Source organism: Kluyvera intermedia (genome assembly GCF_034424175.1).
GTDB classification, from domain to species: Bacteria; Pseudomonadota; Gammaproteobacteria; order Enterobacterales; family Enterobacteriaceae; genus Kluyvera; species Kluyvera intermedia.
Genome location: NZ_CP139986.1, coordinates 513,669 through 532,211, shown reverse-complemented (window position 1 = coordinate 532,211; position 18,543 = coordinate 513,669). Strand labels below are relative to the sequence as shown.

Genomic DNA, 18,543 nt, shown 5'->3' with positions numbered 1-18,543 from the left:
ATGTCTAAGTTTTTTATCCATCGACCGGTATTTGCCTGGGTGCTGGCAATCATCATGATGATTGCCGGTGGTCTGGCAATTTTACAGCTCCCCATCGCCCAGTATCCGACGATTGCACCACCTGCCGTGGCTATTTCTGCGACCTATCCAGGTGCTGATGCCCAAACGGTTCAGGATACCGTTACCCAGGTTATCGAACAGAACATGAACGGTATCGATAACCTGATGTATATGTCTTCAACCAGCGACTCTGCGGGCTCGGTGACGATTACCCTGACCTTTGAGTCGGGTACCGATCCGGATATTGCCCAGGTCCAGGTACAGAACAAGCTACAGCTGGCGACACCTTTGCTACCGCAAGAAGTGCAGCAACAAGGGATCAGCGTTGAGAAATCAAGTAGTAGCTTCCTAATGGTTGCAGGCTTTATTTCGGACAACCCAAGTACGGTGCAGGATGATATTTCTGACTATATCGCCTCTAGCGTGAAAGATCCTATCAGCCGCCTTAATGGTGTAGGTGATGTGCAGCTATTTGGCGCTCAATACGCGATGCGCATCTGGCTTGACGGTAATTTGCTGAATAAATATAAACTGACGCCGGTTGATGTCATCAACCAACTAAAGGTTCAGAACGACCAGATTGCGGCTGGGCAATTGGGGGGAACCCCCGCAGTAAAAGGCCAGCAGCTCAACGCTTCAATTATTGCCCAGACACGCCTGAAAGATCCGGTGGAGTTTGGAAAGGTCACACTGCGCGTTAACGCCGACGGTTCAGTGGTTCATTTAAGCGACGTCGCGCGGATTGAACTGGGTGGTGAGAACTACAACGTCGTTGCTCGTATCAACGGGAAACCGGCTTCGGGGCTTGGGATAAAGCTGGCAACAGGGGCGAATGCGCTGGATACAGCAAACGCCATTAAAGCCAAGCTGGCAGAACTACAGCCCTATTTCCCTCAGGGTATGAAAGTGGTGTATCCCTATGACACCACCCCGTTTGTTACCCTCTCTATCCATGAAGTTATCAAGACGCTATTTGAAGCGATTATCCTCGTCTTCCTCGTGATGTACCTGTTCTTGCAGAATATCCGGGCGACGCTGATTCCGACAATTGCAGTGCCCGTTGTGTTGTTGGGAACATTCGCAGTGCTGGCAATATTTGGCTACTCGATAAATACCCTAACCATGTTCGGGATGGTGCTTGCGATAGGCCTACTGGTCGACGATGCCATCGTGGTGGTAGAAAACGTCGAGCGTGTGATGGTTGAGGAGAGGCTATCCCCCATTGAGGCGACGGAGAAATCCATGTCGCAGATTCAAGGGGCTCTGGTCGGTATCGCAATGGTGCTCTCAGCGGTATTTATACCGATGGCCTTCTTTGGCGGATCAACCGGCGCTATCTATCGCCAGTTCTCTATCACCATCGTCTCCGCAATGGCGCTATCGGTATTTGTTGCGTTAATCCTGACGCCAGCACTTTGCGCCACAATGCTAAAACCAGCTTCTACCGAGCACGGTGAGAAGAAAGGTTTCTTCGGCTGGTTCAATGCTAAGTTTGATAACAGCGTAAACCACTACACCAACAGCGTGAGCGGTATTCTTCGCAGCACCGGGCGCTATCTGGTTATCTACCTGCTGATTGTGGCCGGTATGGCGGTACTGTTTATGCGTTTACCAACATCCTTCTTGCCTGATGAGGATCAGGGCGTATTTCTGACCATGGTGCAGTTGCCTGCAGGCGCAACACAAGAGCGCACGCAAAAAGTTCTGGATTCAGTGACCCACTACTATCTGAATAATGAGAAGGCGAACGTTGAGAGCGTCTTTACCGTTAATGGCTTTAGCTTCAGTGGCCAGGGGCAGAACTCCGGTATGGCGTTCGTGAGTCTGAAACCCTGGGATGAACGTAGTGGTGAGGAGAACGGTGCAGAGTCAATTATCAAACGCGCAACGATGGCGTTTAGCCAGATTAAAGATGCAATGGTCTTCCCATTCAATATGCCGGCTATTATTGAACTGGGCACGGCGACCGGTTTTGACTTTGAGTTAATCGATCAGGGCAACCTCGGACATACGGCGCTCACTCAAGCCCGTAATCAGCTTTTGGGGATGGTTCACCAGCATACTGACCAGCTCGTACGCGTACGTCCAAATGGATTGGAAGATACCGCCCAGTTCAAGCTGGATGTTGATCAGGAAAAAGCGCAGGCGCTGGGCGTTTCGCTGTCTGATATTAACGAGACGATATCGGCGGCACTTGGGGGCTACTACGTTAACGACTTTATCGATAATGGTCGCGTGAAGAAGGTGTACGTTCAAGCAGATGCGAAGTTCCGTATGCTGCCAGGCGATGTCAATAACATGTATGTCCGTAGCGCTAACGGCGAGATGGTGCCATTCTCGGCCTTTGTAACATCTCACTGGGTCTATGGTTCTCCACGACTAGAGCGTTACAACGGTCTACCTTCTATGGAGATTCTTGGCGAGGCCGCACCGGGTAAAAGTACCGGTGAAGCCATGGCATTAATGGAGCAGCTCGCCACTAAGCTACCGGCGGGGATTGGTTTTGACTGGACCGGGATGTCTTATCAGGAACGTTTATCCGGTAACCAGGCTCCGGCACTGTACGCTATCTCATTAATTGTCGTTTTCCTGTGCCTTGCCGCACTCTATGAGAGCTGGTCTATTCCATTCTCTGTCATGTTGGTTGTTCCGCTGGGTGTCGTTGGTGCGTTACTGGCAGCGTCACTACGCGGCATGAATAATGATGTTTACTTCCAGGTGGGCCTGCTAACGACGATTGGCTTGTCGGCTAAGAACGCCATTTTGATCGTCGAGTTCGCCAAAGATCTGATGGATAAAGAAGGGAAAGGGATCATCGAGGCGACACTCGAGGCTTCTCGTATGCGCCTACGTCCTATCCTGATGACTTCACTGGCCTTTATCCTTGGCGTTATGCCACTGGTTATTAGTCGCGGCGCGGGTAGTGGTGCGCAGAATGCGGTCGGAACCGGCGTTATGGGGGGGATGCTTACGGCAACCCTGCTAGCGATCTTCTTTGTACCGGTGTTCTTCGTCGTCGTCAGACGTCGGTTTACAAAGCATAAAGAATAAAACCTGAAGGTATCTTCAAGGGCGCCTTCGGGCGCCTTTTTTTGTATCTGCGAAACCAACAAGTATAAAAGTTTCATCCTCAATACGTTACGCTATATCACCGCCAATTTTGCTACGTAATACGCATAAACCTTATTTTCCTCTACATTATTTCTGCATAATGTGAACACCTTACAGGTGTATTCTCCATTATATTTACGTAACACATAAATTGAGATTATTTCCCCTATCAAGGGACCATGCCATAGGTGATAAAATAAGCCATTCCGAAATGCGGCATATTTATGACGTATTGAAACGGATTCTTTAGAGGCAACATCATGAAAAAACTCATTCTGGTGACACTGCTGGCTACCTTGCTGGCCGGCTGTGCACATGATTCACCTTGTGTTCCTGTTTACGACGATCAGGGCCGCCTGGTTCATACTAACACCTGTATGAAAGGAACAACGCAGGACAACTGGGAGACAGCTGGAGCTATTGCTGGCGGTGCAGCCGCATTGGCTGGCTTGACGCTGGGTATTGTCGCTCTCACTAAATAATACCGCGGCGATAATATTCCTGTCGGTACTTCACCCGCGCTTATCTGCAGTTCTAAAATGCATAAGCGCGGGGTGATGATATTAAATCATCCCTACCTCGCTACTCTTGAATGACTCTCAAAATAGCCAATCATAATAAATAGATAGTACGAACAGTTCTATTTCTATCAGATACTCATTTAATACCCGAAGCCATCCGCCAACACTGAATATAAACATACTGCCCTAGCTTCTAGCTCAAAGATAAAGGGATGAATACATCTTGTCGCAGCTTACGGATACAAAAAGGCCCATCCGTCAGGATGGGCCTTGTCTTTTATCTGATAATAGATAAACAAAAGGCCCAGTCTTTCGACTGAGCCTTTTGTTTTAATTGATGTCTGGCAGTTCCCTACTCTCGCATGGGGAGACCCCACACTACCATCGGCGCTACGGCGTTTCACTTCTGAGTTCGGCATGGGGTCAGGTGGGACCACCGCGCTGTTGCCGCCAGACAAATTCTTTTACTAGCGCCGAACTTTAACCTAAAAACTGGTGCTGATACCCAGAGTCGAACTGGGGACCTCACCCTTACCAAGGGTGCGCTCTACCAACTGAGCCATATCAGCACACTAAATTTGATGCCTGGCAGTTCCCTACTCTCGCATGGGGAGACCCCACACTACCATCGGCGCTACGGCGTTTCACTTCTGAGTTCGGCATGGGGTCAGGTGGGACCACCGCGCTGTTGCCGCCAGGCAAATTCTGTTTATCAACACGCATCTCTGCATGTCGATTTAATCTGTCTCAAGCTGAATATCGTGTCTCATCACCAACAAAACACCTTTGGCGTTGTAAGGTTAAGCCTCACGGTTCATTAGTACTGGTTAGCTCAACGTATCGCTACGCTTACACACCCAGCCTATCAACGTCGTAGTCTTCAACGTTCCTTCAGGACTCTCAAGGAGTCAGGGAGAACTCATCTCGGGGCAAGTTTCGTGCTTAGATGCTTTCAGCACTTATCTTTTCCGCATTTAGCTACCGGGCAATGCCATTGGCATGACAACCCGAACACCAGTGATGCGTCCACTCCGGTCCTCTCGTACTAGGAGCAGCCCCCCTCAATTCTCCAGCGCCCACGGCAGATAGGGACCGAACTGTCTCACGACGTTCTAAACCCAGCTCGCGTACCACTTTAAATGGCGAACAGCCATACCCTTGGGACCTACTTCAGCCCCAGGATGTGATGAGCCGACATCGAGGTGCCAAACACCGCCGTCGATATGAACTCTTGGGCGGTATCAGCCTGTTATCCCCGGAGTACCTTTTATCCGTTGAGCGATGGCCCTTCCATTCAGAACCACCGGATCACTATGACCTGCTTTCGCACCTGCTCGAGCCGTCACTCTCGCAGTCAAGCTAGCTTATGCCATTGCACTAACCTCCTGATGTCCGACCAGGATTAGCTAACCTTCGTGCTCCTCCGTTACTCTTTAGGAGGAGACCGCCCCAGTCAAACTACCCACCAGACACTGTCCGCAACCCGGGTAACGGGTCTACGTTAGAACACCAGCCATTAAAGGGTGGTATTTCAAGGTTGGCTCCATGCAGACTGGCGTCCACACTTCAAAGCCTCCCACCTATCCTACACATCAAGGACCAGTGTTCAGTGTCAAGCTATAGTAAAGGTTCACGGGGTCTTTCCGTCTTGCCGCGGGTACACTGCATCTTCACAGCGAGTTCAATTTCACTGAGTCTCGGGTGGAGACAGCCTGGCCATCATTACGCCATTCGTGCAGGTCGGAACTTACCCGACAAGGAATTTCGCTACCTTAGGACCGTTATAGTTACGGCCGCCGTTTACCGGGGCTTCGATCAAGAGCTTCGCCTTACAGCTAACCCCATCAATTAACCTTCCGGCACCGGGCAGGCGTCACACCGTATACGTCCACTTTCGTGTTTGCACAGTGCTGTGTTTTTAATAAACAGTTGCAGCCAGCTGGTATCTTCGACTGATTTCAGCTCCATGGGTAAACCACTTCACCTACATATCAGCGTGCCTTCTCCCGAAGTTACGGCACCATTTTGCCTAGTTCCTTCACCCGAGTTCTCTCAAGCGCCTTGGTATTCTCTACCTGACCACCTGTGTCGGTTTGGGGTACGATTTGATGTTACCTGATGCTTAGAGGCTTTTCCTGGAAGTGCGGCATTTGTTACTTCAGCACCGTAGTGCCTCGTCATCACACCTCAGCGTTAATAAGAGTCCGGATTTACCTAAACTCTCCGCCTACATGCTTAAACCGGGACAACCGTCGCCCGGCTAACATAGCCCTCTCCGTCCCCCCTTCGCAGTAACACCAAGTACAGGAATATTAACCTGTTTCCCATCGACTACGCCTTTCGGCCTCGCCTTAGGGGTCGACTCACCCTGCCCCGATTAACGTTGGACAGGAACCCTTGGTCTTCCGGCGTGCGGGTTTTTCACCCGCATTATCGTTACTTATGTCAGCATTCGCACTTCTGATACCTCCAGCACCCCTCACAGGACACCTTCAACGGCTTACAGAACGCTCCCCTACCCAACAACACATAGTGTCGCTGCCGCAGCTTCGGTGCACAGTTTAGCCCCGTTACATCTTCCGCGCAGGCCGACTCGACCAGTGAGCTATTACGCTTTCTTTAAATGATGGCTGCTTCTAAGCCAACATCCTGGCTGTCTGAGCCTTCCCACATCGTTTCCCACTTAACTGTGACTTTGGGACCTTAGCTGGCGGTCTGGGTTGTTTCCCTCTTCACGACGGACGTTAGCACCCGCCGTGTGTCTCCCGTGATAACATTCTTCGGTATTCGTAGTTTGCATCGGGTTGGTAAGTCGGGATGACCCCCTAGCCGAAACAGTGCTCTACCCCCGAAGATGAGTTCACGAGGCGCTACCTAAATAGCTTTCGGGGAGAACCAGCTATCTCCCGGTTTGATTGGCCTTTCACCCCCAGCCACAAGTCATCCGCTAATTTTTCAACATTAGTCGGTTCGGTCCTCCAGTTAGTGTTACCCAACCTTCAACCTGCCCATGGCTAGATCACCGGGTTTCGGGTCTATACCCTGCAACTTAACGCCCAGTTAAGACTCGGTTTCCCTTCGGCTCCCCTATTCGGTTAACCTTGCTACAGAATATAAGTCGCTGACCCATTATACAAAAGGTACGCAGTCACCCTGATAAATCAAGGCTCCCACTGCTTGTACGTACACGGTTTCAGGTTCTGTTTCACTCCCCTCGCCGGGGTTCTTTTCGCCTTTCCCTCACGGTACTGGTTCACTATCGGTCAGTCAGGAGTATTTAGCCTTGGAGGATGGTCCCCCCATATTCAGACAGGATACCACGTGTCCCGCCCTACTCTTCGAGTTCACAACACATGCATTTTTGTGTACGGGGCTATCACCCTGTATCGCCGGACTTTCCAGACCGTTCCACTAACACACATGCTGATTCAGACTCTGGGCTGCTCCCCGTTCGCTCGCCGCTACTAGGGGAATCTCGGTTGATTTCTTTTCCTCGGGGTACTTAGATGTTTCAGTTCCCCCGGTTCGCTTCATTACGCTATGTATTCACGTAATGATAGTGTGTCGAAACACACTGGGTTTCCCCATTCGGAAATCGTCGGTTATAACGGTTCATATCACCTTACCGACGCTTATCGCAGATTAGCACGTCCTTCATCGCCTCTGACTGCCAGGGCATCCACCGTGTACGCTTAGTCGCTTAACCTCACAACCCGAAGATGTTTCGTAAAACATTCCGCGTTGCGAAAATTTGAGAGACTCGAACACACCGCTTATCTGTTCTTATTACGGAGAACAGATACAGTGTGTCGTTTCAATTTTCAGCTTGATCCAGATTTTTAAAGAGCAAATATCTCAAACGTAACTCACTGAGTTAGTTTTGAGATATCGATGGGTTGTGCCTTTCACTCACGACCAGCAAGTGGCGTCCCCTAGGGGATTCGAACCCCTGTTGCCGCCGTGAAAGGGCGGAGTCCTAACCGCTAGACGAAGGGGACACGATGTGTCACGACTTCGCAGCCGTCTTGCTCATTACTTCTATCAGACAATCTGTGTGGACACTTCAAAGGTCGGTTCTTTAAGGTAAGGAGGTGATCCAACCGCAGGTTCCCCTACGGTTACCTTGTTACGACTTCACCCCAGTCATGAATCACAAAGTGGTAAGCGCCCTCCCGAAGGTTAAGCTACCTACTTCTTTTGCAACCCACTCCCATGGTGTGACGGGCGGTGTGTACAAGGCCCGGGAACGTATTCACCGTAGCATTCTGATCTACGATTACTAGCGATTCCGACTTCACGGAGTCGAGTTGCAGACTCCGATCCGGACTACGACATACTTTATGAGGTCCGCTTGCTCTCGCGAGGTCGCTTCTCTTTGTATATGCCATTGTAGCACGTGTGTAGCCCTACTCGTAAGGGCCATGATGACTTGACGTCATCCCCACCTTCCTCCAGTTTATCACTGGCAGTCTCCTTTGAGTTCCCGGCCGAACCGCTGGCAACAAAGGATAAGGGTTGCGCTCGTTGCGGGACTTAACCCAACATTTCACAACACGAGCTGACGACAGCCATGCAGCACCTGTCTCAGAGTTCCCGAAGGCACTAAAGCATCTCTGCTAAATTCTCTGGATGTCAAGAGTAGGTAAGGTTCTTCGCGTTGCATCGAATTAAACCACATGCTCCACCGCTTGTGCGGGCCCCCGTCAATTCATTTGAGTTTTAACCTTGCGGCCGTACTCCCCAGGCGGTCGACTTAACGCGTTAGCTCCGGAAGCCACGCCTCAAGGGCACAACCTCCAAGTCGACATCGTTTACGGCGTGGACTACCAGGGTATCTAATCCTGTTTGCTCCCCACGCTTTCGCACCTGAGCGTCAGTCTTTGTCCAGGGGGCCGCCTTCGCCACCGGTATTCCTCCAGATCTCTACGCATTTCACCGCTACACCTGGAATTCTACCCCCCTCTACAAGACTCTAGCCTGCCAGTTTCGAATGCAGTTCCCAGGTTGAGCCCGGGGATTTCACATCCGACTTGACAGACCGCCTGCGTGCGCTTTACGCCCAGTAATTCCGATTAACGCTTGCACCCTCCGTATTACCGCGGCTGCTGGCACGGAGTTAGCCGGTGCTTCTTCTGCGAGTAACGTCAATCACTGCGGTTATTAACCACAATGCCTTCCTCCTCGCTGAAAGTACTTTACAACCCGAAGGCCTTCTTCATACACGCGGCATGGCTGCATCAGGCTTGCGCCCATTGTGCAATATTCCCCACTGCTGCCTCCCGTAGGAGTCTGGACCGTGTCTCAGTTCCAGTGTGGCTGGTCATCCTCTCAGACCAGCTAGGGATCGTCGCCTAGGTGAGCCATTACCCCACCTACTAGCTAATCCCATCTGGGCACATCCGATGGTGTGAGGCCCGAAGGTCCCCCACTTTGGTCTTGCGACGTTATGCGGTATTAGCTACCGTTTCCAGTAGTTATCCCCCTCCATCGGGCAGTTTCCCAGACATTACTCACCCGTCCGCCACTCGTCACCCAAGAGCAAGCTCTCTGTGCTACCGTTCGACTTGCATGTGTTAGGCCTGCCGCCAGCGTTCAATCTGAGCCATGATCAAACTCTTCAATTTAAGTGTTTGATGCTCAATAAATTAAACTTCGTAATGAATTACGTATGTTCACTCGTTGAGACTTGGTATTCATTTAGCGTCTTGCGACGTTTAAGAATCCGTATCTTCGAGTGCCCACACAGATTGTCTGATAAATTGTTAAAGAGCAGTGCAACACGGCTTTCGCTCACTGTTGCGAGGTGGCGTATATTACGCTTTCCTCTTTCAGAGTCAACCGTTTATTTTCAGGTTTTTCTCTTCAACCGAACCGGCTAGTTAATGTGAAGTGATTCACGTTTGCCGTCTCAGTGGGTGCGCATTATAGGGAACTTTGTTTTTAGCACAACCCCTTTTCTCACATTTTTTTCCAAGTGTCGTTTTTTCAATCTTTTTACATTGTAAGTGTGCGATTTGCTTAATTTTTGAGATGAGAATCCCACAATTTGGGCTGATAATGAGAAGAACCCCGAGAGTGACACCGTTTTAAAGAGGTCAATATGTCTGCCGTTTTACGCCGCTATAAAGATTTATTCCCCGTAATAGGCGATCGCGTGATGATCGATGCCTCCAGTGTGATCGTCGGTGACGTCCGACTGGCTGATGACGTCAGCATCTGGCCATTGGTTGCCGCACGCGGTGACGTCAACTATATCCAGATAGGCGCTCGCAGTAATATTCAGGATGGCAGCGTACTGCACGTTACGCATCAATCTGCTAAAAATCCGCAAGGGAACCCTCTCATCGTAGGCGAGGATGTTACCGTCGGGCATAAAGTCATGCTTCATGGCTGCACGATTGGAAATAGGGTTCTTGTCGGTATGGGTTCTATATTACTGGATGGCGTGATTGTTGAAGACGACGTGATGATTGGCGCCGGTAGTCTGGTACCACAGCATAAGAGGCTGGAGAGTGGTTATCTTTATCTGGGTAGCCCAGTTAAGCAAATCAGGCCCTTGAAAGAGGCCGAACTCGAAGGATTACGCTATTCGGCCAATAACTACGTGAAGTGGAAAGACGATTATCTGAGTCAGGACAGCCAAACCCAGCCTTGATTGTCTTCTTGCTGATCGCGAATAAGATCGCTGGCCTCTTCTTCTAGATCCCAGCGATTTTCGCAAACTAGCGCGAGCCACCGTTGCGGCTCTTCACCGCCAAAGCGACGCACTATGACCTCAGCGCGCATGGCACACATAAGCTGTACTCCGTTGACCAGCGCCGGGAAACAGACCGCATGAATATCGGCACACCACTCTTCTCTGTCCGGGAACTGGATAGCCTGATTCATACACCCAACTCGCGTTTGAGTAATTTGATCACTGGTTCAATATCTGGCAAAACACCGTGCCACAGTAAGACGGCATGCGCCGCCTGCCCCACCAGCATTCCCAACCCATCAGCATAATGCTTAGCGCCATGCTCCGCGCACCACGCTAAAAATGCAGTATTCCCTTTTTGATAGAACATGTCATAGCAACATACATGTGCATTCACTAACGACGCCGGGATCGGCAGCATTTCACCGGCAATACCACTCGAGGTTGCATTAATGATGAGATCGAATTCATGGCCACCCAATGCTGACATCGACAACGCGCTCACACTACCCGTATGACGGAACAGATCGGCCAGGGTCTGTGCTCGCTCTTCAGTACGGTTGGTAATCGTCACACTACAATCAAGTGAGAGTAATGGCAGCAGCACGCCGCGCGCCGCGCCACCAGCCCCAATTAACAGCACACGGTATCCAGGTTTTATCAACTTCAGTCGTTCAAGATCGCTCAACAAACCGATACCGTCGGTGTTATCTCCAAGAATACGACCGTCATCGAGTCGTTTGAGTGTATTGACTGCACCCGCTAGCGCCGCGCGCTCGGTTAGCTCATCCGCTCTGGCAAACGCCTCTTCTTTAAAAGGAACGGTGACGTTGGCTCCCCTGCCGCCTTGCTGGAAAAAGGTGTCCAATGTCGCGGTAAACTCATCAAGCGGCGCCAGCATGCGTCCATATGGATGAGTAATTTGCAACTGCTGCGCAAATTGCTCATGAATGAATGGCGATTTACTGTGGGCTATCGGGTTGCCAAAAACGACGTAGCTTTCCATACATTATCCCTGGCGAAAACGTTCGCCCGTCTGGGCATCGAGAATTTCTGACGGATTCAACCGGCCACCCGTTAGTGCATCAACCACCGGGAAATCATCGCCAAACTGCGCAAGCACTTCAGCTGTAGTTCGGCACGGCTCCTGGCCGCTCAGATTAGCACTGGTTGAAACCAGTGGTTTACCGTAAGCCTTACACAGTTCGATAACCACTGGATGATCGCTAACGCGAACGGCCAGGGAGCTAAAACGTCCTGTTAACCAACCAGGCGTCGTTGTCTTCGCGGGGAAAACAAATGTCACCGGGCCCGGCCAACGGGAAAAGACGGTGGCTCTTTGCTCTTCACTCAGCATGCTGTCATCTATATAAGGTTGAAGCTGTTCAAAACTCGCTGCAATCAAAATGAGGCCTTTATCTACCGGGCGCTGTTTCAGCGCGAGCAGATTCATTACGGCTTCTTCACTGTCGGGATCACAGCCGACGCCAAATACAGCTTCGGTGGGATAAGCGATGACTTCTTTATTATTCAGAGCAACTACCGCACGCTGCACGGTCTCTGATGGCAGGTTTTTATTCACTGATTTGTTTCGCCGGTACCGGCTTTCCACATTGTTTACTGGCACAAAAACGTTTTACGCCCTGCGCCGTTTTCTTTTCGATAAGTAGCGGGTAATGGCACTCAGGGCATTCTCCCGCTAGCGGAGTGAAGTTAATAACAAACTGACATTCCGGATAGCGATCGCAGGAATGGAAGTTTTTACCAAAACGGGAACGACGTTGCACCAGATGTCCTTGCTGACATGCTGGGCAAGTGATTGCCGTTTCATCTGGTTTATCGATAACTTCTGTGTGTCCACATTCAGGATACTGGCTGCACCCAATGAACATGCCAAAGCGCCCCTGGCGCAGCACCAGATCGGCTCCGCACTCAGGACACGACTGCCCCTCCAGGACTTTCACGATATGTCCGTCCGCCTGATTTTTCAGGGGGCGGACATAATCGCATTCCGGATAATGAGAACAGCCAAGAAACGGCCCGTGTTTACCGGACCGTATGACCAGTTCAGCCCCACATTGTGGACAGGGCTCGTTTTTAGGCACCGAAAATAGTGCTGATTTGACCATAACAACTCTTGATGCCGCAAAAATGATTAATGCAGCATACCTTCATTCGTTTCGAAGAGTAATTCTTCCATTTGTTCATACGCGTTTTCACTGCCCGGAAGATTGAAAAGAACCATTAAAATGACCCATTTCAGTTCTTCCAGCTCAAACTCCGCGGTATCCAGAGCCATCACGCGCTCAATCACCATCTCCCGCGTTTCGAGGTTCAGCACCTGAATCTGCTCCAGGAATAACAGGAATCCACGGCAGCTAGCATCAAGACGTTGACTCTCTTCGTATGTAAAAATACGCACGGAGAGAGGATCGGACGCAAGCTGCATCGGTTCTACGAGGCCTTCCTGATAGTCGGCGAGCTTTTCCAGCCACATTAATGCGTTGAAGATATCTTCACGTTCAAACCCCGCATCGGTAAGATCCCGAGTCAGTCTGTCCTGATCTACTCGCATCTCTGCTTCGTTATGGATGTAGGTCTCAAACAAATACATTAGTACGTCGAACATGGCCTGCCCTCCTTAATCGGACATAGCCGCCGGGTACTGCTGCGATCCATCCTGCTAACTCCAGTTCAAGTAGCTGAGCCACGGTCACTGGCACAGGTTGGCCGGCACGTTCAGCGACGACGTCAACAGGTGTTGCCTCATCTCCTACGTTAGCCAGGAGCTCAGGAAATGGCAATGCTACAGATTCCTTATCTGCACAATAATTTGTCATTTCAGACTCATTAGGTAAAAGCCTATTGAGGACGGGATATAACGCCAGAATATCCTCAGGTTCGGTGACCAGCACCGCCCCCTGTTTGATCAGCCAATGTGGACCCTCCATGCCCGGATGGCCAAGTGGCCCCGGAATAGCAAAAACCTCCCTCCCTTGCTCCAATGCACAACGTGCGGTAACAAGAGAGCCGCTACGCAGCGCGGCCTCGACCACCAGGACACCAAGGCTTAACCCACTAATAATTCGGTTTCGGCGAGGAAAATTATACGGTGTGGGAGTGGCTGCAAGCGGGAACTCCGAGACAAGAGCACCACCGCCAGCCACAATATTTTCGGCCAGCGCGCGATGACGATGGGGATAAATATGTTGTAGACCGCTGCCCAGCACCGCCACCGTTTTCCCACCGGCTTGCAACGCGCCGCGATGAGCAACACCATCGATGCCCAGCGCCAGACCGCTAGTAATCGTCAGCCCCAGCGATGCAAGCGCCTCGCAGAAGTATCGCCCCCAGCGTTCGCCGTAGAGTGAGTGCTGACGGCTTCCAACCACAGCCAATTGCAATGAACTTAACAATTGCGTATTACCGCGCACGCACAATACCGCCGGATAATCGCGAATCGCGCGCAAAGGTTCAGGGTAGTCTGGAGAATCAGCCAGCAGCAGCGTGTTTTCAGGATCCAACAACCAACTGTTGGCCGCGTCCATTTCCGCGGACGTAAAAGAGAAAAAACGCTCAACCTGTTTGGCGCTAAAACCCAATGCTGACAGTGTCTGACGAGTAATATCAACCTGCTGGGATAAAACGTGTAATGCGTTCAGCATTTCATCGCCGTATAAATTATTAACCTTCAGCAGACGGAAGGCTACCTCTTCTGGTGACATCCTTTTCTCCCTTGCCACATGCGGCATCAGCAATCCTTGCGATTGGTCACTGATGCTGTCAATTAGAGGGGGTTTTGTCTAGAATAGAGGTAATAATCTTTCCTACTCCTGAACACAACTCTGGATATTTATGGCAGTTTTGCAAGTGTTACATATTCCGGACGAGCGTCTTCGCAAAGTCGCCGAACCGGTAAAAGAAGTGAATGAAGAAATCCAGCGTATTGTCGACGACATGTTCGAGACGATGTACGCAGAGGAAGGTATTGGTCTGGCTGCAACACAGGTCGATATCCATAAACGTATTATCGTGATTGATGTTTCCGAGAATCGCGACCAGCAACTGGTGCTCATTAATCCAGAACTGCTGGAAAAAGACGGCGAGACCGGCATTGAAGAAGGCTGCTTGTCGATTCCTGAACAGCGAGCGCTGGTTCCTCGCGCCGAACGCGTGAAAATCCGCGCTCTTGACCGTAACGGTAACCCATTTGAACTTGAAGCTGACGAGCTGCTCGCTATCTGCATTCAGCATGAAATGGACCATTTAGTCGGTAAGCTGTTTATCGATTATCTGTCGCCGCTTAAACAGCAACGTATTCGTCAGAAAGTTGAAAAACTGGATCGCCTGAACGCGCGTCCGTAAGGATAAGGATTAACGTGTCAGATTCACTACGTATTATTTTTGCAGGCACTCCTGATTTTGCAGCGCGTCATCTCGACGCGCTGCTGTCGTCTGAGCACCAGGTGGTCGGTGTATTCACCCAGCCGGACCGCCCTGCGGGTCGCGGTAAGAAGCTGATGCCAAGCCCGGTGAAAGTATTGGCCGAGGAGAAAGGAATTCCTGTCTTCCAGCCGGCCTCACTGCGCCCAGAAGAAAACCAGAAGCTGGTAGCCGAGTTACAAGCCGACGTGATGGTCGTTGTGGCCTATGGTCTGATTCTCCCGAAAACCGTACTGGCGATGCCGCGTCTTGGATGCATTAACGTCCATGGCTCTTTGCTACCACGCTGGCGTGGTGCTGCGCCAATTCAACGCTCACTGTGGGCTGGCGATACGGAAACTGGCGTGACTATCATGCAGATGGACGTAGGGTTAGACACGGGCGATATGCTGCATAAGCTCTCCTGTCCAATTACCGCTGACGACACCAGCGCCAGCCTCTACGACAAACTGGCGGAGCTTGGCCCACAGGGTCTTTTACATACGCTAAGCCTGTTGGCGACCGGTACGGCAAAACCTGAAGTTCAGGACGAAGCGCATGTCAGCTACGCGGAGAAGCTCAGCAAAGAAGAAGCTCGGGTTGACTGGACGCTAAGCGCCGCTCAGCTGGAACGCTGTATCCGCGCCTTTAATCCATGGCCTATGAGCTATATCGTCATTGACGATCAGCCAGTCAAGATCTGGCAAGCGACGGTGATAGATAAACCCGCAAATGCTGAACCAGGCACCATTCTGGATGCAACCCGTCAGGGTATTCAGGTGGCTACGGGGGACGGTATTTTGAATCTTATCTCGCTGCAACCGGCAGGTAAAAAAGCCATGAGCGCTCAGGATCTCCTGAATTCGCGCCGGGAGTGGTTTGTACCCGGAAACCGCCTTCTCTGACGGTTCATCCCTTTTTAAAGCCCAGAGTCTCCGGGCATTTTTATTTTTACGGTTATGAAAAAACAACTGAATTTACGCAGTATGGCGGCTCAGGCCGTTGAGCAGGTCGTCGAAAAAGGGCAATCGTTAAGTAACGTACTCCCCGCCCTACAGCAAAAAGTAGGCGATAAAGATAAAGCGTTGCTACAGGAGCTCTGCTTTGGCGTGCTGCGCTCGCTCTCCCAGCTGGAATGGATGATTAAACAGCTGATGGAACGTCCGATGACGGGCAAACAGCGTACGGTCCATTATTTGATCATGGTGGGCTTTTATCAGCTGCTTTATACCCGTATACCTCCACACGCTGCGCTTGCCGAAACCGTTGAGGGCGCTGTCGTCATCAAGCGTCAACAGCTGAAGGGATTGATTAACGGCGTACTTCGTCAGTTCCAGCGTCGTCAGGAAGAACTCCTGAACGAATTTGCTCAAACTGAGCTGCGTTATTTACATCCTTCATGGTTAGTGAAGCGTATCAGGGACGCCTACCCGCAACAGTGGGAAAGCATTCTTGAAGCTAATAATCAGCGCCCGCCGATGTGGTTGCGTGTAAACCGTAACTTCCACACTCGCGATGCCTGGCTTGCGCTGCTCGCTGAAGCAGGTCTTAATGGATTCCCGCACCCGGATTATCCGGACGCCGTCCGCCTGGAAACACCAACCTCAGTGCTGGCACTACCTGGCTTCGAGCAGGGATGGGTGACCGTTCAGGATGCCTCGGCTCAAGGCTGCGTTAGCTATTTACAACCGCAAAATGGTGAGCAAATCCTCGATCTGTGCTGCGCACCTGGCGGCAAGACAACCCACATACTGGAAGTTGCTCCACAAGCCGATGTGATGGCCGTCGACGTCGATGAAAAACGTCTATCACGCGTCTACGACAACCTGAAACGCCTTGGTATGAAGGCAACGGTTAAACAAGGTGACGGGCGTCATCCAGCACAATGGTGTGGCGAGCAGCAATTTGACCGTATCTTGCTGGATGCGCCCTGCTCAGCAACCGGGGTTATCCGCCGTCATCCGGATATTAAATGGTTACGTCGCGATCGCGATATCATCGAGCTCGCACAGCTCCAGGCCGAGATCCTCAATGCAACCTGGTTACACCTCAAGACGGGCGGCACTCTGGTCTATGCCACTTGTTCAATTTTGCCGGAAGAAAATCAGCAGCAGATAGCCGCTTTCCTGGCACGAACCCCGGATGCCGTATTAAGCGAAACCGGTACACCAGAGCAGCCAGGACGTCAGAATTTACCAGGTGCGGAGGAAGGAGACGGGTTCTTCTACGCTAAGCTAATCAAGAAATGATGAGATAACGGGTCACAACTGATGAAAATTATCATTCTGGGCGCCGGGCAAGTCGGCGGAACGCTTGCGGAAAACCTGGTCGGGGAAAATAACGACATCACAATTATCGATACTAACGGCGAGCGTCTTCGCAGCCTGCAGGATAAATTCGATCTGCGTGTTGTTCAGGGCCATGCTTCCCATCCACGTGTTTTACGCGAAGCAGGTGCTGATGATGCCGATATGCTGGTTGCCGTTACCAGCTCAGATGAAACGAATATGGTGGCCTGCCAGGTTGCCTATTCGCTCTTTAATACACCAAATCGTATCGCACGCATTCGCTCCCCTGACTACGTCCGTGATGCCGATAAGCTGTTCCAAAGCGATGCCGTGCCGATTGATCACCTGATCGCACCAGAACAGCTGGTTATCGACAATATCTACCGGCTAATTGAGTATCCAGGCGCATTACAGGTCGTTAATTTTGCCGAAGGCAAGGTTAGCCTGGCAGTGGTGAAAGCCTACTATGGCGGCCCTTTAGTCGGTAATGCGCTCTCTACCATGCGCGATCATATGCCGCATATTGATACTCGAGTTGCGGCTATATTCCGCCACGATCGTCCCATCAGGCCGCAAGGTTCAACCATTGTTGAAGCCGGAGATGAGGTCTTCTTTATTGCCGCGTCTCAGCACATTCGGGCCGTAATGAGTGAGTTACAGCGTCTGGAGAAGCCCTACAAGAGAATTATGCTGGTTGGCGGTGGAAATATCGGCGCAGGCCTGGCTCGTCAGTTGGAAAAAGATTATAGCGTGAAGCTGATTGAACGTAATCAGCAGCGCGCGGCTGAGCTGGCTGAAAAACTACAAAATACCATCGTTTTCTTTGGGGATGCATCGGATCAAGAGTTACTGGCAGAAGAGCATATCGATCAAGTTGATCTGTTTATTGCCGTCACCAACGATGATGAAGCCAATATCATGTCAGCCATGCTGGCGAAACGGATGGGTGCCAAAAAAGTAATGGTGCTTATTCAACGTAAGGCGTATGTCGATTTGGTACAAGGCAGTGTGATTGATATTGCAATTTCACCGCAGCAGGCAACGATCTCCGCCCTACTGAGCCACGTACGTAAAGCGGATATTGTCGGCGTTTCATCATTACGTCGTGGTGTTGCCGAAGCCATCGAAGCCGTCGCCCATGGTGATGAAAGTACATCTCGCGTCGTTGGCCGTGTAATTGATGAAATCAAGCTGCCCCCGGGTACAATTATCGGTGCGGTTGTTCGCGGAAATGACGTCATGATTGCTAATGATAATCTGCGAATTGAACAAGGTGACCACGTCATCATGTTCCTGACTGATAAAAAATATATATCCGATGTGGAAAGACTCTTCCAGCCAAGTCCCTTCTTCCTTTAATTTTTGCCGGGCGCTCAATGGGCGCCTTTTTATTAACCCTCTCAATTAAAAGGGCTAATTAATATACTCATATTTATTATCACCA

At 50.9% G+C, this 18,543-nt stretch carries 13 protein-coding genes, 2 tRNA genes and 4 rRNA genes; 7 read left to right on the top strand and 12 right to left on the bottom strand.

Features of this window, described 5'->3' with window-relative positions; translation table 11 throughout:
* Together U0026_RS02535 and U0026_RS02530 are read left to right on the top strand one after the other, a co-directional pair.
* Positions 1-3,111 carry an efflux RND transporter permease subunit gene (locus U0026_RS02535; RefSeq protein WP_062774076.1) on the top strand — a complete coding sequence of 1,037 codons (3,111 nt, stop codon included), beginning with the start codon at positions 1-3 and terminating at the stop codon, positions 3,109-3,111.
* Between the two features lie 320 nt (positions 3,112-3,431).
* On the top strand, positions 3,432-3,653 hold the full coding sequence (locus U0026_RS02530) for a hypothetical protein (protein WP_062774075.1): 222 nt from the start codon (positions 3,432-3,434) through the stop codon (positions 3,651-3,653).
* 378 nt (positions 3,654-4,031) lie between these two features.
* On the opposite strand, the gene rrf (U0026_RS02525) is transcribed toward U0026_RS02530, so the two are convergent.
* The 6 genes from rrf (U0026_RS02525) to U0026_RS02500 form a co-directional block, all read right to left on the bottom strand.
* Positions 4,032-4,147, bottom strand: a 5S ribosomal RNA gene (rrf, locus tag U0026_RS02525).
* A 38-nt stretch (positions 4,148-4,185) separates the two neighbouring features.
* A tRNA-Thr gene (locus U0026_RS02520) sits at positions 4,186-4,261 on the bottom strand.
* A 14-nt stretch (positions 4,262-4,275) separates the two neighbouring features.
* Positions 4,276-4,391, bottom strand: a 5S ribosomal RNA gene (gene rrf, locus U0026_RS02515).
* Between the two features lie 97 nt (positions 4,392-4,488).
* Positions 4,489-7,398, bottom strand: a 23S ribosomal RNA gene (locus U0026_RS02510).
* Positions 7,399-7,615: 217 nt separating this feature from the next.
* Positions 7,616-7,690, bottom strand: a tRNA-Glu gene (locus tag U0026_RS02505).
* 86 nt (positions 7,691-7,776) lie between these two features.
* Positions 7,777-9,316 (bottom strand): 16S ribosomal RNA (locus tag U0026_RS02500).
* Together the 16S, 23S and 5S rRNA genes with 2 tRNA genes alongside form the textbook arrangement of a ribosomal RNA operon.
* Positions 9,317-9,792: 476 nt before the next feature.
* Between U0026_RS02500 and U0026_RS02495 the strand changes: the two genes are divergently transcribed.
* Positions 9,793-10,347 carry a gamma carbonic anhydrase family protein gene (locus tag U0026_RS02495; protein WP_062779395.1) on the top strand — a complete coding sequence of 185 codons (555 nt, stop codon included), beginning with the start codon at positions 9,793-9,795 and terminating at the stop codon, positions 10,345-10,347.
* On the opposite strand, the gene U0026_RS02490 is transcribed toward U0026_RS02495, so the two are convergent.
* Genes U0026_RS02490 through dprA form a run of 6 tightly spaced genes read right to left on the bottom strand, consistent with a single transcriptional unit; the run spans position 10,323 to position 14,114 of the window.
* Positions 10,323-10,580, bottom strand: a complete 258-nt coding sequence (locus U0026_RS02490; protein WP_062779397.1) for a DUF1488 family protein — start codon at positions 10,578-10,580, stop codon at positions 10,323-10,325. The two genes, U0026_RS02495 and U0026_RS02490, sit on opposite strands and share 25 nt — an antisense overlap.
* Positions 10,577-11,395 carry a shikimate dehydrogenase gene (gene aroE, locus U0026_RS02485; protein WP_062779399.1) on the bottom strand — a complete coding sequence of 273 codons (819 nt, stop codon included), beginning with the start codon at positions 11,393-11,395 and terminating at the stop codon, positions 10,577-10,579. Before aroE ends, U0026_RS02490 begins: the two co-directional genes overlap by 4 nt.
* A gap of 3 nt (positions 11,396-11,398) precedes the next feature.
* Positions 11,399-11,971, bottom strand: coding sequence for an L-threonylcarbamoyladenylate synthase type 1 TsaC (gene tsaC / locus U0026_RS02480; RefSeq protein WP_062779400.1), 573 nt, complete (start codon positions 11,969-11,971; stop codon positions 11,399-11,401).
* Positions 11,964-12,518, bottom strand: a complete 555-nt coding sequence (locus U0026_RS02475) for a DNA topoisomerase family protein (RefSeq protein ID WP_073971237.1) — start codon at positions 12,516-12,518, stop codon at positions 11,964-11,966. The genes tsaC and U0026_RS02475 overlap by 8 nt, the downstream gene beginning before the upstream one ends.
* A 26-nt stretch (positions 12,519-12,544) precedes the next feature.
* Positions 12,545-13,018, bottom strand: coding sequence for a DUF494 family protein Smg (gene smg, locus U0026_RS02470; protein WP_062779404.1), 474 nt, complete (start codon positions 13,016-13,018; stop codon positions 12,545-12,547).
* Complete coding sequence (dprA, locus tag U0026_RS02465) at positions 12,990-14,114, bottom strand: DNA-protecting protein DprA (protein WP_062779405.1); 1,125 nt, start codon at positions 14,112-14,114, stop codon at positions 12,990-12,992. The genes smg and dprA overlap by 29 nt, the downstream gene beginning before the upstream one ends.
* A gap of 130 nt (positions 14,115-14,244) precedes the next feature.
* On the opposite strand from dprA, the gene def reads away from it, so the two are divergent.
* From def to trkA, 4 genes are read left to right on the top strand one after another with little or no spacing between them, the layout of a single operon-like run.
* Complete coding sequence (gene def / locus U0026_RS02460) at positions 14,245-14,754, top strand: peptide deformylase (protein WP_062779407.1); 510 nt, start codon at positions 14,245-14,247, stop codon at positions 14,752-14,754.
* A 14-nt stretch (positions 14,755-14,768) separates the two neighbouring features.
* On the top strand, positions 14,769-15,716 hold the full coding sequence (gene fmt / locus U0026_RS02455) for a methionyl-tRNA formyltransferase (RefSeq protein ID WP_062779409.1): 948 nt from the start codon (positions 14,769-14,771) through the stop codon (positions 15,714-15,716).
* A gap of 54 nt (positions 15,717-15,770) precedes the next feature.
* Positions 15,771-17,060: a 16S rRNA (cytosine(967)-C(5))-methyltransferase RsmB gene (gene rsmB, locus U0026_RS02450; RefSeq protein ID WP_062779411.1), complete on the top strand. Its 1,290-nt coding sequence runs from the start codon at positions 15,771-15,773 to the stop codon at positions 17,058-17,060.
* A 21-nt stretch (positions 17,061-17,081) separates the two neighbouring features.
* A complete protein-coding gene (trkA, locus tag U0026_RS02445; protein WP_062779413.1) occupies positions 17,082-18,458 on the top strand; it encodes a Trk system potassium transporter TrkA in 1,377 nt (458 codons plus the stop codon).
* Positions 18,459-18,543 lie beyond the last annotated feature (85 nt).

Bases quoted from the DNA above. Each gene is read 5' to 3' on its own strand.
- U0026_RS02535 (WP_062774076.1), top strand. From the start codon at position 1: ATGTCTAAGTTTTTTATCCATCGACCGGTATTTGCCTGGGTGCTGGCA.
- U0026_RS02530 (WP_062774075.1), top strand. From the start codon at position 3,432: ATGAAAAAACTCATTCTGGTGACACTGCTGGCTACCTTGCTGGCCGGC.
- U0026_RS02495 (WP_062779395.1), top strand. From the start codon at position 9,793: ATGTCTGCCGTTTTACGCCGCTATAAAGATTTATTCCCCGTAATAGGC.
- U0026_RS02490 (WP_062779397.1), bottom strand. From the start codon at position 10,580: ATGAATCAGGCTATCCAGTTCCCGGACAGAGAAGAGTGGTGTGCCGAT.
- aroE (WP_062779399.1), bottom strand. From the start codon at position 11,395: ATGGAAAGCTACGTCGTTTTTGGCAACCCGATAGCCCACAGTAAATCG.
- U0026_RS02475 (WP_073971237.1), bottom strand. From the start codon at position 12,518: ATGGTCAAATCAGCACTATTTTCGGTGCCTAAAAACGAGCCCTGTCCA.
- smg (WP_062779404.1), bottom strand. From the start codon at position 13,018: ATGTTCGACGTACTAATGTATTTGTTTGAGACCTACATCCATAACGAA.
- dprA (WP_062779405.1), bottom strand. From the start codon at position 14,114: ATGTCACCAGAAGAGGTAGCCTTCCGTCTGCTGAAGGTTAATAATTTA.
- def (WP_062779407.1), top strand. From the start codon at position 14,245: ATGGCAGTTTTGCAAGTGTTACATATTCCGGACGAGCGTCTTCGCAAA.
- rsmB (WP_062779411.1), top strand. From the start codon at position 15,771: ATGAAAAAACAACTGAATTTACGCAGTATGGCGGCTCAGGCCGTTGAG.
- trkA (WP_062779413.1), top strand. From the start codon at position 17,082: ATGAAAATTATCATTCTGGGCGCCGGGCAAGTCGGCGGAACGCTTGCG.